Below are 14,751 nucleotides of genomic sequence, written 5' to 3' on the forward strand. Positions count from 1 at the left end.
GGAAAGATTCACAACGAATCGTTGTCATCAGCAAAATGGTGACCAGCGATTCTTTTTAACTGAAACAAGTTGGCAATTCCATAACCAGGTGCTATATTAAAGGAATTGAGAGGTGAGTTAGATAAATGAAAATGACAAAGTTTGTTAAACGAAGCATCGCCCTGGTCGGCTTGGTTATGACGTTAATACTAGGGTTGAGTTTAACAACTGCCCAGGCCGCTTCATGGCATACCGGGACTCCCGCCATTCTTCGTGGAAATTGGAATTCAAATGCCAAAACGGAAACTGACCACGGTCGAAAAGTGATCGTCTATTACTCGCTGTCGTTCACTAAAAAGACGGTTGGCAATTCCGCCACAATTAACAAGAAAACCCTTGAATTTCGAATTCGGCCAGTGCAATACCGTAAAACGGGCAAGCACACGTACCTCATTCGAACGTTATTCGTTGATAGTCAGGGCACAATCTTAAACGTGAAGCAGATTAACAAGAAAAAAATCGTCGTCGGTACTGGAACCAAGAATACCAATAAAGAAACGTATTATAAAACAAATTAGGCCAGAAAGCCCGGTTCCAAGCAACGGCGCTTTGAATCTGTTCACCTGCCTGAATACTTACAATACCTCTTTGAATCGGAATCATTCGGTTCAAAGAGGTTATTTTTCGCCCATATCCCGTTTCGATCTTGAGCCCATGACTGATTTGGCAAAATCATATCCAAAATTTAAGGACTTTCCAGCAAAACTGTCTAAATTACCTGATAGATAATCATTTTATTATTGCCAATTCTTCTTTTTGCTGGATTATCAATTTTAACGAAGCAGTCAACGTGTTAAAATGGTTATTGTAATTATTTGATTGTCAGAGATTTAATTTGGCGATAATATCATATTCTGAATTATGACGGAGAAATTTTCACATGAAGAAAGCATTAGCGGTAGTAGTCGGCGTTTGTTTATTAGCATTGGGGGGCTGTGGCGTCAACTCAGCCAAAGTCGCTGATAAAGCAACCAAAGCAGCTGACACGATCAAGAGTGGTCAAGCGGTTGTGACCATGTCAACCACGGCCAACGGCAACACCCAGCAGACCATTGATGGCGGGACGTTTACCTTGAAGCCCCAGGTCATCACCCTGAACCAATCGAACCAGAATCAGCAAACAACCCACTATTACTTTGTCGGCAACACCCTGTACTTCCAGATGGCAAATAAGTGGTATCGTCAAAAAGTCGCTGATAACAGCCCAATCTTGCAGAACACAAAGCGGGCCTTAACTTCAGCTTCTGCAACCGATATTTTGAAGGGCATGAAGTCCGATCTGAAAGCTAAGAGCAACAAGAATACTTACACCCTGTCTTACTCAGGTAACAGCAGCAAGGCCAAGAAGGTTGCCCAAAAGATTATCAAGGCTGAATCCGGCAGCAAGGCCAACGCCACCAGCCAATACAAGGTCTCCCACTTAACGTTCAGTTATACCGTTAACAAGAAGACTTACCTGCCAACAAAGTCAACCATCAAGATGAAATACACCGATGGTTCGAAGGGGGCAACGACCAGCACCGTCAGCGGCAGCTATGAAGACATCAACAAGGTCAAGAAAGTTGACGTGCCGGCTCAAGTAACCATGTCATCCAAACAGTTGCCAGCTAAGCTTGCCAAAGCGCTCTTTTAGTTAGCCGCCTACCATTTACCATCGTGTTTTTGAACGATTTATAACTATGCTCCCGTGATTGAGGCATCTCAGGTCATCTACCTCACCCATAACGAGAGCATTTTTTGTAAAAAGATTTGGTGCCGAATCATTTAAAAAAATGATATGATGATTTAGGCATCATTACATAGATTTAAGAAAGGACCCGTCTCATGAAATCAAAGCGCCTGACACTGTTTTTGAGTTTCTTAGTTCCCACACTGATTGTGACCGGCTACTTTATCTACCGGGGCTTTGCGCCCTTCGGCTCATCATCAGTCATGACTGTCGACATGGGGCAGCAGTACGTCGACTTCTTTTCGTATTTTCGGACAACTCTGCTTCATGATCCCAGCGGATTCTTCTATTCGTTTGGGAAGGCTCTCGGCGGTGACATGCTGGGAACGTGGAGCTATTACTTGATGAGTCCGTTCAACCTGCTTCTGTTACTATTTCCACTGAGCAAGCTTCCAAGCGTCGTCGCAATTATCACCATCCTCAAATACGCCTTTGCCGGCCTCACCAGCGCGATTCTATTCATAAAAACCCGTCCGCAGATAAACGGCTGGATCACGGTTGGCTTTGCGACCACCTATTCCTTAATTGGCTGGATGGTGGCCAACCAGCTGAACATTCTGTGGGTTGACGGCGTCATTTTACTACCGTTAATTTTCTTGGGTCTCAATCAACTGTTAAAGGGGCAATCGACCAAACTGTATATCATCAGTTTAGCCGCCGTCCTGATGATCAACTACTACATCGGCTGGATGATTGCCATCTTCGTCGGTGCCTACACGGTCATTTTTACCCTCTGCAAAGCTTATGAAACCACGCAATCCTACCTCAAAGTTTTCCTGAAGTGGCTCGGTGCTTCACTGGTCAGCGGCGTGCTGGCGGCATGGATTCTGATTCCAACCTTTAAGGCGCTGGCTTCCAGCAAGATGGGGGTTCAGCAGTTAATCTTCGCCTTTAAATTTGAATACAACCCGCTCAATATGATTGCCAAATTCGTGAACGGCGCCTTTGACTTCACGCAATTGCCAAAGGGAACGCCGAATATTTTTGTTGGCAGCGCGGTTCTCATTTTATTTCTGTATTCGTTTTTCTCACCAACGATTAACCGCCGCCGAAAAATCGCCAACGGCCTGCTGACCGCTTTTCTGGTTCTATCAATGTCCTTCCAGCCGTTGGACGTTATTTGGCATGGGATGGCCGCGCCAGTTTGGTATCCTTACCGATTCTCGTTTGTCTTTTCGTTTCTCCTCATTGTGATTGCCTTCGAAGCCCTGGCGGATATTTTGGCCAACGGGGTTGTTTGGTGGGGATTTGCCAGTTCTTTGGGGTTGATGGTTCTCGGATTCATTTACATTCTCATCATCCTCAAAAAGCTGACGTTCCTAACGCCACTTAAACTCGTCATCACAGTCATTTTTCTCCTCATTACTGCCGGGCTTCTGTTTGCTTGGCAACGATATCCCCAGAAGCGGTTTTTCCCGCTGCTTCTCTGCGTTGTCATGGCCGCGGAAATGGGCACCAACTTTGTGACCTCCTTAAATGGACTTTCCTATCTGCCAAACGCCAACTACACTGAATTTTCAAAACTGATTCGGCAGGCCAGCACCAAGGCCAACAAGATGGATCCGAACTTCCACCGGATTGCCGAGACCTTTAACCGGACCCGAAACGATCCGTTTACGGGCAACTTCAACGGCGGATCGGTATTTTCTTCGACTCTGGAAACGTCAACCACCCAATTCTTCAACAATATGGGAAATCCGAGTGACGTCTACTATGCGGTTTACGCGAATGGCACCACCTTTACCGACTCCCTTCTCTCGATGAAGTATTACTTCACCGCCAGAAAAGTCACCGGGGCCAACGAAACCCGCAAATCCTTAAATTATCTGGTCCCGCTCACGTCGCGTCCCGATCTCAATAACTACCCGGTCAAGGCCCAGACTGATCTGATCAACATTCACGAAAATCCAAACGCCCTGCCGCTGGGATTCATGACCCGGGCACAGTACATGTTCCCCATCAATAACATGGCCGACCCGATTTCGTATCAAACTGAGATTGCCTCCCAGCTGGATCCGACGGTTAAGAACATCTTTACGCCAATTCCGATCACTCACGTTAAATATGACAACGCCTACCCTCTGGTGAACATTTCTAACGGGGTTATTCGAAAGCGGGACAAAACCGAACCCGCCTCACTTGACATCACCGTTCCGGTTCAAAAGCACCATTCATACTACGTTTCTTTAGGACCGCGAATGTCGCAACAGGCGTTCACTTACCAGGTCAATGGCAAAACCCTTCAGCAGTACCGGGCTTCCGCCAAGGATACCTTGTTGAACCTGTCAAGCGTTAAGGGAACCGACAAGACCATTCATTTTAAAATCCTGGCCAACGTCAATCGGGCCCCACTGCAAAACGTTTATCTCTACAGTGTGGATAACACCAAGGTTGCCACATTTGCCAATCATTTGAAGCAGAACCCGTACCGCATCACAAAGTACACCAATTCGGAGATCACCGGGACGATTAATTCGCCACGGGACAACGGCACGATGGTCACAACCATTCCGTATTCAAAGGGGTGGCACGCTTCTGTCGATGGTCGAACCGTTACGCCAAAGCAGTGGGCTCATGAATTTATGGCGATTAACCTCGGCAAGGGGCACCACGTCGTTAAATTCACCTACTTCCCACTTGGCTTGAGCTTAGGGCTCACAATTTCGTTGACAACGCTTGGGTTAATCATCCTATTTTTAGGGTTCCAAATCTATAAGCGCCGCCGATCAACTACCCACACCGAATAACTTTTGTAATATGACAGAAGCCACCAGCCCAACGCTTTAAGCGCTTGAGCCGGTGGCTTCTTTTCAATTTTAAAAAACATTTTGTGAGTAACCTGCTTTCGCTGGCGTGCCCCTATTTAATCGCCTTATTGGCCTGTTCTTCCAGATACCACATCAATTTGGCGCCATCCTTCTCAAAGTCACTCTCAAATGACGTCCCCATTGGTTTGATCACGTGCCGCAGCTTTTGATTGATCCCAAACACCTGTATTTCATTGCCAACCAACTTACCACTATCATAATGGCCCTCTTCAGCCTCAGACAAGAAGTCCTGAAAGGCATCGGCAACGGCGCGACGAATCAGCTGCTGCTTCGTGATTGTTGGATCACGCTTCTGTTCCTCAAGATACTGCTTATTTAATTCTGTCATGTTTTCTGGATAATTCTCTGCCATTTAAATAACCTCCTCGGTGCAACTTTCCCTCCGTAACAATTAGCTAGGTGAACCTAATTTAATGAGCATTTTCGGTGGGTGTGCTATTCTGAAATTGTCATTAAAATGCTGGTTATGGGGGAGTTATCATGCAAGAAATTTCAACTGACGTCTTAAATCAAAATGTTCGCAAGGGCCTGACGCTAAACTGGTCAACTCAGGCAATTCTATTCTGTGCCATCATCATTGCCTGTATCGGACTTAATACCAACTCAGCGCCCATCGTCATTGGGGCAATGTTAATCTCCCCACTGATGGGCCCAATCGTTGGCATCGGGTACGCGTTGGGAAATAGCAACTCCGGCCTTCTTTCCCGGGGCGCTCGGCTATTTGCTGCGCAGTTCATCATTGCCGTTACTGGAGCAACGATTTACTTCTTCGTTTCACCCTTGAATGCCGCCACTGACCAGTTACTTGCCCGCACCGAGCCAACCCTGTGGGACGTTTTAATCGCCTTTTTGGTGGCTTTGCCGGGGTGATTAGTTCCGCCAAGAAGGACGGCGGAAACGTGGTCCCCGGCGTCGCCATTGCCACGGCGCTGATGCCGCCACTGTGTACAATTGGGTATGGCATCAGTCATCTGAACTGGCCATTTGTGTGGGGCGCCGGGTACCTATTTCTCATCAACGCGTTCTTTATTGCCCTGGCAACCGCTGTGGGAACGATCTTCTTTAGAATTCGCAGCGGTGAGCGGTTAAACGTGTCCGTCAAACAGGAAGTCATCGTGCTGATTGTGGCCATTATCGTCGTTATTCCAAGCTCCATTTCTGCCTATTCAATCGTGCAGAAATCGTACGTAACCGCCCAACTATCCCAATTTGTCGAGGATAAGCTTCCTGATCAATACATTGCCCAGCAGTCAGTGACTGGAAAAACAATTCAGCTAACGGTGATCGGCACCCACCTCAGTGATCAGAAGGTTAAAAGCCTGGATCGCTCACTTAAAGTTTACCACCTCGACCACTATGCACTCTCAATTAAGCAGCTTACCCGGGGAAACTATATTACCGCCAAAGAATTTCAAGATTATATGAAGCAGAATAATCCCCAAACGACCCCAGCGGTGAATTCGCAGACGCCCGAAAATAAGTCTCTTAATCATGTGCAATCCGATTTGGTGAAGCAGTATCCCCGCCAAATTACCAATGTGCTTACCGGTGAAGTGGTCGATAAGGCCAATCACAAGCGCCAGTTAATTGCGATTCAACTAACATCTCGCGGTCAAAAGTCACGTGCGACCATCCAAACCACGGCCAATAAACTTGCCAAAGCCAACGATGTGGAGGCTGTGATTCAATTTGTCCAATCCTGAAAAAACGATAGCCGGGCTATATTAAAATGGCCGGTCCTTAGCCGAAATGTCCCGTTCCAAGCCGTTTGCCTTGCGATCACGGTCATCGTACAGATACCACAGGGCACTCACCAGGAAAATCCCCAACCCCGTCAAAACCAAGGTGACTGAAAAGCTGAGCGTCAAATACATGGTTACCAACAGTGCCAGAACTGGAATTGTGAGTCCCCCCGGAAGTTTGAAGCCCACCGGCAATTTACTGTGATGCCGTAATTTGATCGCCGCGAAAATTGTCGGCACGTACTGCACAAATGATGTGAAAACAATGCAGGAAGCCAGAAATAAGTAGTTGCCGGACAGCAAGAATAACGCGCAGATCACAACCGATAGGATCAGTGACTGCAGCGGGACCCCGCGCTTATTCTGCCGGCCCAGCGTTCGCGGCAACAGTTGATGTTCGGAAGCCAGTGAACTGGCGATCAGCGGGGTTGAAAACGAAACCGACAAAGCAACGCCGAGAATCGAAATCAGCATCCCCATCAATGCCAGATCATAACCCACCGTGCCGGCAAAGTGACTGAAAGCCACGGCAATCGGCACGTTTGCGGCGGCCAGACCACTACCGGCCACGCCAATTGCCGTCAGCTGAACCACTAAGTAGAGCCCGGCAGCCGTTAAAAGCACGCTGATCAGTGCTCGGGGCAGCATTTTTTCGGGATTTTTCATCTTGGACGCGGCAATTGGTAAGAACGAAAAACCAGTGAACATGTAGAATACCATGCCAAATCCCTGGTTAAAACGGCTGAAAAGTGGCGTCGCTGCTGGACTTCCCGTTAAATTTCCAAGGTTCGCCGGATGAATAAAGAACAGGCCAATCACGACAAAGGCCACCAGAACCCCCACTTTAGCGATCGTCGAAACGTTGTCAACCCAGTCCATGAATCCGGATCCCATGAGGTTCAGACCCGTTAACGCGGCTAAAATGCCAAGGGCGGTAATCAGATACGGCCCGTGCTGGTTAAGCACCGGAAAAAGGCTCCGTAAGCTGGTCACAAAGGCCGATATTTCCGTTGCCATCGTAATAATCCCTAGTAACCAGGTAAAGATACCGATCTCAAAGCCGGCAAACCGCCCGAATGCCGTGTAGGTGTATAACCAGGCGCCACCATCCCCGGGAATCTTGCTGGCGAGGTTTGCAAAGCACAGGGCGATCGATAAAATTGCAATTCCAGCAAGCGGCATGACAACCATACTCAAATCACCGAGCTTTGCGTAAACCCGGCTGGGCATTAGAAAAATACCGGATCCAATGATGCCGTCAATTCCCAGTAAAAAGATGCTGAGGGCGTTAAGTTGTTTGTGAGTTGAACGGGCCATGGTGAGGACTTCCTTTAATGAGTCATTTCGCCAAATGTAATCGCTTTACTAGTTACTGTTAGCTTACCATTTTATCGTTTGAGTGGCGGTAATTATTGCTTTGGCCTATATCATTAGCTTCCTTATGGTGAACCGTCACAAATCATTGGTATTTTCGCCGTTACCTTGTTCGATAATTTCGTCTGTTATTATTGGGATTTTTTTATGGCCGAATATCTGATATCATGAAAGTTAGTAACCACCCGAGGCAATGAGGCATACTCGCAAACTCACTCTGCAAATAACCAGTTCAAAGTCGAAATCCATAAATAAAATTCTTTGGACCTCCTCATTCAAACTTCCAACGCATTTTTAAGAATTCCTGTCCAAGCATTAACAGTGCGCTTTACCTACCAAATCGATGGAGTTGATTTCGTGTTAAAAGCACTTTTAAAATTTGCTATTCACGTCGGACCAATTATTATTTTATTTGGCCTTGCGTTTGTTGTTGGCTTTACCCTTGGTCTTTCGCACTAGTGGAAAAGCAAGGCGCCGTGCTCACCGGTATTGGGAGCTATAATCAGCCATCTAAATCTGAATGAATACATAAATACGCAATTAAGGCCGAAACACCAGTTAAAACGCTTGTGCTTCGGCCTCTTTAATTACTTTTAATTGGTCTAACGAGCTGTCAAATCATTAATTGGCGAATTACAAAATCGATCTTGCCTAACTACGCTTTGACCTTATCACTAGCTTGATCATCCTGATACTTTGAAATAACTTCTAGGAATTGTTTACCATACTTCTCCATCTTACTCTCACCGACACCCTTCACATTTAACATGTCAGCGGCAGTTGCGGGCATCACCGCGCTCATTTCATGCAGCGTCTTATCCGAGAAGATAACGAACGGTGGCACACCCTGCTTTTCCGCGAATTCACGACGCAATTGCCGGAGTTCTTCGAATAATTCATCATTTTGCGGCAAGCTCTTGGTTGCGTGGACAGCGGTTTTTCGAGTCACTTTTTGCTGGCCCTTTAAAACCGCGAAACCACTCGCCGTAATTTTTAAAACCGGAAATTGGTCGCCATCAGCCTGCAAGTAGCCTGTAGCCGTTAAATAGTCGATGAGACTCACAATATTTTTTTGCGACATCGATTTCATAATGCCATAGGTTGACAGGTCGTCGAAGTGGAGATCCAGTACCTTCTTAACCTGGGATCCGCTTAAAACCTGAGCGACTAGATTCTTGCCAAACCGTTCATTCATTCGATAAACGCATGACAGCACCTTCTGCGTATCAACGGTAATGTCCCGTGCTTCTCGGGTATCCAAGCAGTTGCTGCAGCGGCCGCATTTCGGGCCATCTTCACCAAAGTAATTCAGAATAAATTGTTGCAGACACTGCTGGGTATTGGCGTACTGGGTCATGATCTGCAGCTTTTCATACTCCCGCTGCTTGCTCTGCTCGTCACGATCAGACTGTTCGATGAAAAAGTGCTGGGTCTGAACGTCTTTGAGCTTGAAAATCAGGATTGCCTCACTTGGCAGCCCATCCCGGCCGGCACGGCCAGCTTCCTGATAGTAGGCCTCCAACGTTCCCGGCACCGAATCATGAATGACAAAGCGGACGTTGCTCTTGTTAATTCCCATTCCAAAGGCGTTGGTTGCCACCATCACCAACGACCGGTCGTATAGAAAATCGTCCTGATTCTTGCGCCGCTGTTCTTTACTTAAGCCCCCATGATACATCGCCACCGAAAAATGATGCTTTTTCAGCAGGCGGGTCAGCCGTTCAACCTCTTTACGGGTGCTGGCATAGATAATTCCGGATTGGTCAGAATTTAACTTCAAACAATCCAGGATAAACCGATCGCTATCCTGATTTTTAATCACCTTAAACGCCAGGTTATCCCGTTCAAAACCGGTCTTAACCTCTTCGTGGATGCCTAATCGCTGCTGAATATCCTGCGCAACTCGCGGTGTGGCGGTTGCCGTTAGCGCCACAATGGTTGGGTCGCTTGGTAAATCATTTAATCGTTGCGTCAGCGCTAAGTAACTGGGACGAAAGTCATGGCCCCATTGAGAAATACAGTGCGCCTCGTCAACCGCCACTAGATCAATCGGTAAAGCTGCCAATTGGGAAAAAGCCCCAGAGTCAAGCCGTTCTGGAGAAACATACAGCAATTTAACGTCACCGTTCCGGGCTTCGGCGAGCCGCTCATCGATCTGTTGAAAATCCAGGGTACTGTTCACGAAAGTAGCGGGAATTCCACTGTCATTTAACGCGTCAACCTGATCCTTCATTAACGCAATTAACGGTGAAATTACAAGCGTTAAGCCATCAAGCATCAGCGCCGGGATCTGGTAACACAGCGACTTTCCCCCACCAGTGGGCATGATCGTCAGCACGCTCTTGTGCGCCAAAATATCGTCGATTACCGCCTGCTGGCCGGGGCGAAAGTCATCGTAGCCAAATTTTGTTTTTAAAAGTTCTTGGGGCGTCATCGAAAAAAAGTCCCCTTTCTAGTTTTGTCACTCAGTATAGTATACGCAAAATTAATGGGAATTTCTTTGGAAGTGACCAAGTTTCCACTAAAAGTTTCAAATTGATGCCCGCCCGATTTCCAATCCGAAAAAGACGCTTCCGACTGGAATTCCCAATCGAAAACGCCTTTGAAAATTTATCAATACTGGTTTCACTTTCCGGATGGCTTTCGCACCAAATTTAGGATCGCCGTTAACAGCAACCCAATGCCGGCCACCAGGAACAGTGCGCTGATCAACCGGTTAAACGTGCCGCTTAACAAGACGAGGCCCACAATCGAAAACGAAATTCCCGACCAGAAATTCACGTTTCGATAGAATGTCGGGTTCCAGCTAATTTTCACGGGATCACCTTCTTGGGGATATTTTATCATAGCCACGTCTGGGATGCTCAGTCGAATTCGTGAAAATAATCCTGGGCCAACTGCTCATAGGTGCCAATCGTCCTGCGAAAGCTTGAGATGGTGGTAAATTCATCGGTTTGATGGGCCTCCGCCCAAGTGTCCGGCCCTAAGACAACCACGGGCATTTGCGGGTTTGCCTGAACGAAGACACTGGCATCGGTAGCGCCGTTAATGGTGATCAAATCGACTTGCCGATCAGAAAAGTGGGCGGTTGCCGCCTGTTTGGCTAACTGGACAAACCCATTTTGCGGATCCGTTTCAACCGGAAAGAAGTTGTGGATGAGTGAAAATTCCAACCGATAATGACTGGCCGCGTTAATGTCAACCACGGCTTGTTTAAGCGTCCGAATCACGGCGTCATTGTTAAAAGATTCCGTTGGCCGAATATTCCCAGAAAGCTCAGCGGCCGCTGGAATGATATTGACCTGCTCACCGCCCTTAATCATCGTAATGCTGTGCTGAACGTGCCCGAGGAATGGATCGACCGGTGCCTGGTCAAACAAAGTGGTTTCCCGATTAATAAACTGATTCAACCCACTAATGGCATTGATGCCCTTTTGGGGGGTCGAACTGTGGGTCGCCTGGCCAAAGCTTTTCACTCGGTAGTTAATACTCCCGGAATGGGCGTAAACGACCTGGCCGCTGGTTGGTTCACCGACGACAAGGGCGGCCACGTCATCGACGACGTGCTGATCATTTAATCGAAATGCGCCCGGCGTGCCATACTCCTCCCCCGCGGTCGCAATAAACCGAATTTGGCCGTGTTTAGGTAAGCCAGCCTGCTTTAAGTCGATCAGGGCAATGATTTGGGCCGCCAACCCGCTTTTCATATCGGCAGCCCCCCTGCCAAACACCTGATCACCAACAACGGCTGCGGAAAAGGGATCATGCTGCCATTGATCGGGGTTCGAAACACTGACAGTGTCCTGATGACCGGTAAAGCCCAGAATATTGGTCGATTCTTCATTACCAATCTGCGCCACTAAGTCAGCCCGCCGATCCCCAAAAGCATCCAGTCGATAGTGGATGCCATACTTGTCAAAAAGCTGCCCAATGTATTTCGAAACCGCAATTTCATTGCCATTCGGACTTTGAATCTGAATTAAATCTCGTAATATCTTCAACTGTTCCGTTTGATCCAACACCCATTACCCTCTTTTAAGAAGCTTTATGATTTAATATCTTTGCCAGGTAATCGCCGCCCACCTGAATAATTAAGACAAAAATCAGGACTAAAAAGGTTGCGACAACCGTCACGTCATTATCAAAACGGTTATAGCCATAGGCAATCGCCGTATTTCCCAAACCCCCGGCACCGATTGCCCCAGCCATCGCGGTCAAACCAATCAGACTGATCAGCGTCACCGTGGTAACTCGAACCAATTCAGACCGGGCCTCCTTCAGGTAGACGTCAAACACCAGATCACCAAACGTTGCGCCCACCGACTGCGCGGCTTCAATCTTACCATGGTCAATACTGGTCAATGCCACTTGAACCTGCCGGGCATAAAACGGAAACACCCCCAGCGATAAGGGCACAAGAGCCGCGGTGGTCCCAATTTGGGTCCCAACAATTTTTTGAGTGACCGGGGCAATAAACGCCAGCAGGATAATAAAGGGAATCGCTCTAAAAAACGAGACCACCTTATCAAAGAAGTTAAACCAGTAGCGATTTTCCAGAATTCCCTTGGTATCCGTTAATACCAGGCCAATGCCAAACAACAATCCTAAGACACCGCCAAACAAAGCCGACCAAAACGTCATGTAAATTGTCTGCCCAATTGCGGCCAGCCAACCGTCAGATCCCGACCAGCCGAGACTCACCACGTTCGGAAATGTATTGCTAAACCACTCAGTCATTTTTAACGGCCTCCAATCCAACTTCTGTTACCGTGACATCATGGGCTTTCAGATACTGAATCGCCTGCTGGCGGTCGTTTTTGGCCCCCGTCATAATCACAAATAGCGTGCCAACCGGCGTATCCCTCAAGACATCCACGTTGCCGTAAACAATGCTTGTCTCAACGGAAAAGTCTTCATATAGTTTCGTTGTCACCGGCTCGCTGATCGAACTGCCACGATAAGTCAGATGCAAAATTGACTGATCCGCCTGGTTATCGAAGGCGTGGTCATTTTTTAAGATTGCCATCGCCTTTTGCGAGTCACTCTCGGTGCCAACCAACTTTTTGGTTAACGGGAACTGGGCATTCGTAAAGATATCCAGTAACGTCCCCCGTTCAACGATTTGGCCCTCACTCATAACGGCTACTTTATTTGCGATCCGCTTAACGGCATCCATTTCATGGGTGATCAGAACCACCGTTAAGTTTAATTCCCGATTGAGCCGCTTCAGTAATTCAAGAATCTGAACGGTATTCTTCGGGTCCAAAGCAGAGGTTGCTTCATCGGAAATCAAAATCTCCGGATCATTTGCAAGCGCCCTGGCGATGGCAACTCGCTGCTGCTGACCACCGGACAATTGGGCTGGATAAGCCTGGCCGCGATCACCTAAGCCCACCAGTTCCAACAGTTCTTGCGCCTTTGCGGTAATCTGCTTTTCCTTGAGCTTTCGATGTTTCAATGCAAATTCAACATTTTGAATCACCGTTTTTTCGTCCAATAAATTAAAATGCTGAAAGATCATCCCAATTTCTCGGCGTTTTGGGCGCAATTTCTTGGCATCAATGACGGTGGTTGTCTGCTCGGTTTTTTCAAACAGCGTTTCGCCATTCACGACCACCTTGCCTGCAGTGGGCCGCTGCAATAGATTGATCACCCGAACAAGCGTTGATTTGCCGGCTCCGGAATACCCGACGACCCCGTAAATATCGCCCTTTTCAACATCCAGCGAAACATCGTTAACGGCCTTCAAAGTCTGGCCGTCCTGGTTAAAGAAGACGCTGATGTGGCTTAATTCAATGACTTTTTCAGGCATCTGACTTCTCGCTTCCTTTCGCTACTTAATTTTAATATCCCATGCTGGTAACTGGGCGGTTCCGTATTCCTGATGCATAATCTTCTTGGTTGCCGCCGTCTGGTAAGCTTTCACAACGTCCTTGTAAATTTTCTTGTTCTGATCTTTCTTGTTGGCCACAATCACGTTGATCCACTGTTTGGAATCCTTATTAACCGGCTCAACGTAGATAGCGGACTTGTAGTTCAACCCGGCAGTCTGGGCAAAGTTCGTGTTGATAACCGCAGCGTCAACGTCCGAAAGTGCGCGGGCGGTTTGGCTGGCATCCAGTTCCTTAATCTTCAAATTCTTCGGGTTGCTGGTAATCGACTTCAGGCCATAAACCGAATCCTTAGGGTTTAATTTGATCAAGCCAGCCGTTTGCAGCAGAATCAGCGCCCGGGATTCGTTGGTGGCATCATTTGGCACGGCAATTGAACCACCCTTCTTGATGTCTTTCAAGTCATGAATTTTCTTCGAGTAGATCCGAATTGGCGTGATAAAGGTCTTGCCAATCGGTACCAGGCTTCCCTTGTTGGCCTTATTCCAGTCGTGAAGAAAAGCGTAGTGCTGAAAAGCGTTCAGATTAACATCCCCATTCGCCAGCGCTTTGTTGGGCTGGGTATAATCCGTGAACTTCTTAAACTTCAAATTAATTTGATACTTATCCTTGGCGGTTTTAGAAACCGTGTCCCAAATCTTGTCATCCTGCTTGGTTCCGGACATAATCCCAATGGTGACCGTGCGGCTCTTTGCACTGCCTCCGTGGGCAAAACTAAAGTAGCCGGCAACCACAATCAGTAACACAATCACAATGCCAATAATGTATTTCGTTGTTTTCTTCATCGTCTCAGATCCCTTTCTAACGTCAATTTAGTTATCAAACAACAACCCCAATGAACCCCTGCGCTCCTTTTCAATCAAAAATTCAGTGAACAAAAAAATCCTTTACCCAAATGCAAACTGCATTCGAATAAAGGACGACTTGGCCGTGTTACCACCTTGATTTAAATCGCCTTCACAGGCGACTTCTCCACGAGTACGTTTCATACTCTGCCGCGGTAACGTGCGGATCCGTTAGTACTTCACACCCTGCTCGGTACTAAAAGATAATCCAAGACCATCTTCGTGCCAGAAATAACATCCCTTTTCATCAACCGGGACTCTCTTCAGATATCGCTAAACACTACTCATCTTTTTCACTGTATC

Annotated in this window: 11 protein-coding genes and 1 pseudogene; 4 read left to right on the forward strand and 8 right to left on the reverse strand. The window is 47.4% G+C overall.

Annotated elements, in window-relative coordinates:
• Positions 1-125: 125 nt before the first annotated feature.
• The 3 genes from FD47_RS02665 to FD47_RS02675 all read left to right on the forward strand — a co-directional run bounded on the left by FD47_RS02665 (position 126) and on the right by FD47_RS02675 (position 4,515).
• On the forward strand, positions 126-557 hold the full coding sequence (locus FD47_RS02665) for a hypothetical protein (RefSeq protein ID WP_171035045.1): 432 nt from the start codon (positions 126-128) through the stop codon (positions 555-557).
• A 362-nt stretch (positions 558-919) separates the two neighbouring features.
• Entirely contained in the window at positions 920-1,672 is a 753-nt protein-coding gene (locus FD47_RS02670) for a DUF6612 family protein (RefSeq protein WP_054732765.1), read from the forward strand.
• A 191-nt stretch (positions 1,673-1,863) separates the two neighbouring features.
• Positions 1,864-4,515 (forward strand): YfhO family protein, encoded by a 2,652-nt coding sequence (locus tag FD47_RS02675; protein WP_056980014.1) that lies wholly within the window; start codon positions 1,864-1,866, stop codon positions 4,513-4,515.
• A gap of 112 nt (positions 4,516-4,627) precedes the next feature.
• On the opposite strand, the gene FD47_RS02680 is transcribed toward FD47_RS02675, so the two are convergent.
• Entirely contained in the window at positions 4,628-4,948 is a 321-nt protein-coding gene (locus tag FD47_RS02680; RefSeq protein ID WP_008211256.1) for a hypothetical protein, read from the reverse strand.
• Between the two features lie 293 nt (positions 4,949-5,241).
• Between FD47_RS02680 and FD47_RS02685 the strand changes: the two are divergent.
• Positions 5,242-6,299 (forward strand): annotated as a pseudogene (locus FD47_RS02685) (DUF389 domain-containing protein).
• A 21-nt stretch (positions 6,300-6,320) separates the two neighbouring features.
• Here the strand turns inward: FD47_RS02685 and FD47_RS02690 are convergent.
• From FD47_RS02690 to FD47_RS02720, 7 genes are all read right to left on the reverse strand, one after another.
• Positions 6,321-7,655: an APC family permease gene (locus FD47_RS02690; RefSeq protein WP_054732762.1), complete on the reverse strand. Its 1,335-nt coding sequence runs from the start codon at positions 7,653-7,655 to the stop codon at positions 6,321-6,323.
• Between the two features lie 712 nt (positions 7,656-8,367).
• Entirely contained in the window at positions 8,368-10,146 is a 1,779-nt protein-coding gene (gene recQ / locus FD47_RS02695; protein ID WP_054732760.1) for a DNA helicase RecQ, read from the reverse strand.
• Between the two features lie 191 nt (positions 10,147-10,337).
• Entirely contained in the window at positions 10,338-10,529 is a 192-nt protein-coding gene (locus tag FD47_RS02700) for a hypothetical protein (RefSeq protein ID WP_054732759.1), read from the reverse strand.
• 47 nt (positions 10,530-10,576) lie between these two features.
• Positions 10,577-11,731, reverse strand: coding sequence for an ArgE/DapE family deacylase (locus FD47_RS02705; protein ID WP_054732834.1), 1,155 nt, complete (start codon positions 11,729-11,731; stop codon positions 10,577-10,579).
• Between the two features lie 16 nt (positions 11,732-11,747).
• Entirely contained in the window at positions 11,748-12,449 is a 702-nt protein-coding gene (locus FD47_RS02710) for a methionine ABC transporter permease (protein WP_056980015.1), read from the reverse strand.
• On the reverse strand, positions 12,442-13,524 hold the full coding sequence (locus FD47_RS02715; RefSeq protein WP_056980016.1) for a methionine ABC transporter ATP-binding protein: 1,083 nt from the start codon (positions 13,522-13,524) through the stop codon (positions 12,442-12,444). The genes FD47_RS02710 and FD47_RS02715 overlap by 8 nt, the downstream gene beginning before the upstream one ends.
• Positions 13,525-13,545: 21 nt before the next feature.
• Positions 13,546-14,388, reverse strand: coding sequence for a MetQ/NlpA family ABC transporter substrate-binding protein (locus tag FD47_RS02720; RefSeq protein ID WP_054732756.1), 843 nt, complete (start codon positions 14,386-14,388; stop codon positions 13,546-13,548).
• Positions 14,389-14,751 lie beyond the last annotated feature (363 nt).

This window comes from Lentilactobacillus parafarraginis DSM 18390 = JCM 14109 (assembly GCF_001435895.1).
In the GTDB taxonomy this organism is placed as follows: domain Bacteria; phylum Bacillota; class Bacilli; order Lactobacillales; family Lactobacillaceae; genus Lentilactobacillus; species Lentilactobacillus parafarraginis.

What these genes read in the sequence shown, in the direction of transcription:
- FD47_RS02665 (WP_171035045.1), top strand. Translation starts at nt 126, where the DNA reads ATGAAAATGACAAAGTTTGTTAAACGAAGCATCGCCCTGGTCGGCTTG.
- FD47_RS02670 (WP_054732765.1), top strand. Translation starts at nt 920, where the DNA reads ATGAAGAAAGCATTAGCGGTAGTAGTCGGCGTTTGTTTATTAGCATTG.
- FD47_RS02675 (WP_056980014.1), top strand. Translation starts at nt 1,864, where the DNA reads ATGAAATCAAAGCGCCTGACACTGTTTTTGAGTTTCTTAGTTCCCACA.
- FD47_RS02680 (WP_008211256.1), bottom strand. Translation starts at nt 4,948, where the DNA reads ATGGCAGAGAATTATCCAGAAAACATGACAGAATTAAATAAGCAGTAT.
- FD47_RS02690 (WP_054732762.1), bottom strand. Translation starts at nt 7,655, where the DNA reads ATGGCCCGTTCAACTCACAAACAACTTAACGCCCTCAGCATCTTTTTA.
- recQ (WP_054732760.1), bottom strand. Translation starts at nt 10,146, where the DNA reads ATGACGCCCCAAGAACTTTTAAAAACAAAATTTGGCTACGATGACTTT.
- FD47_RS02710 (WP_056980015.1), bottom strand. Translation starts at nt 12,449, where the DNA reads ATGACTGAGTGGTTTAGCAATACATTTCCGAACGTGGTGAGTCTCGGC.
- FD47_RS02715 (WP_056980016.1), bottom strand. Translation starts at nt 13,524, where the DNA reads ATGCCTGAAAAAGTCATTGAATTAAGCCACATCAGCGTCTTCTTTAAC.
- FD47_RS02720 (WP_054732756.1), bottom strand. Translation starts at nt 14,388, where the DNA reads ATGAAGAAAACAACGAAATACATTATTGGCATTGTGATTGTGTTACTG.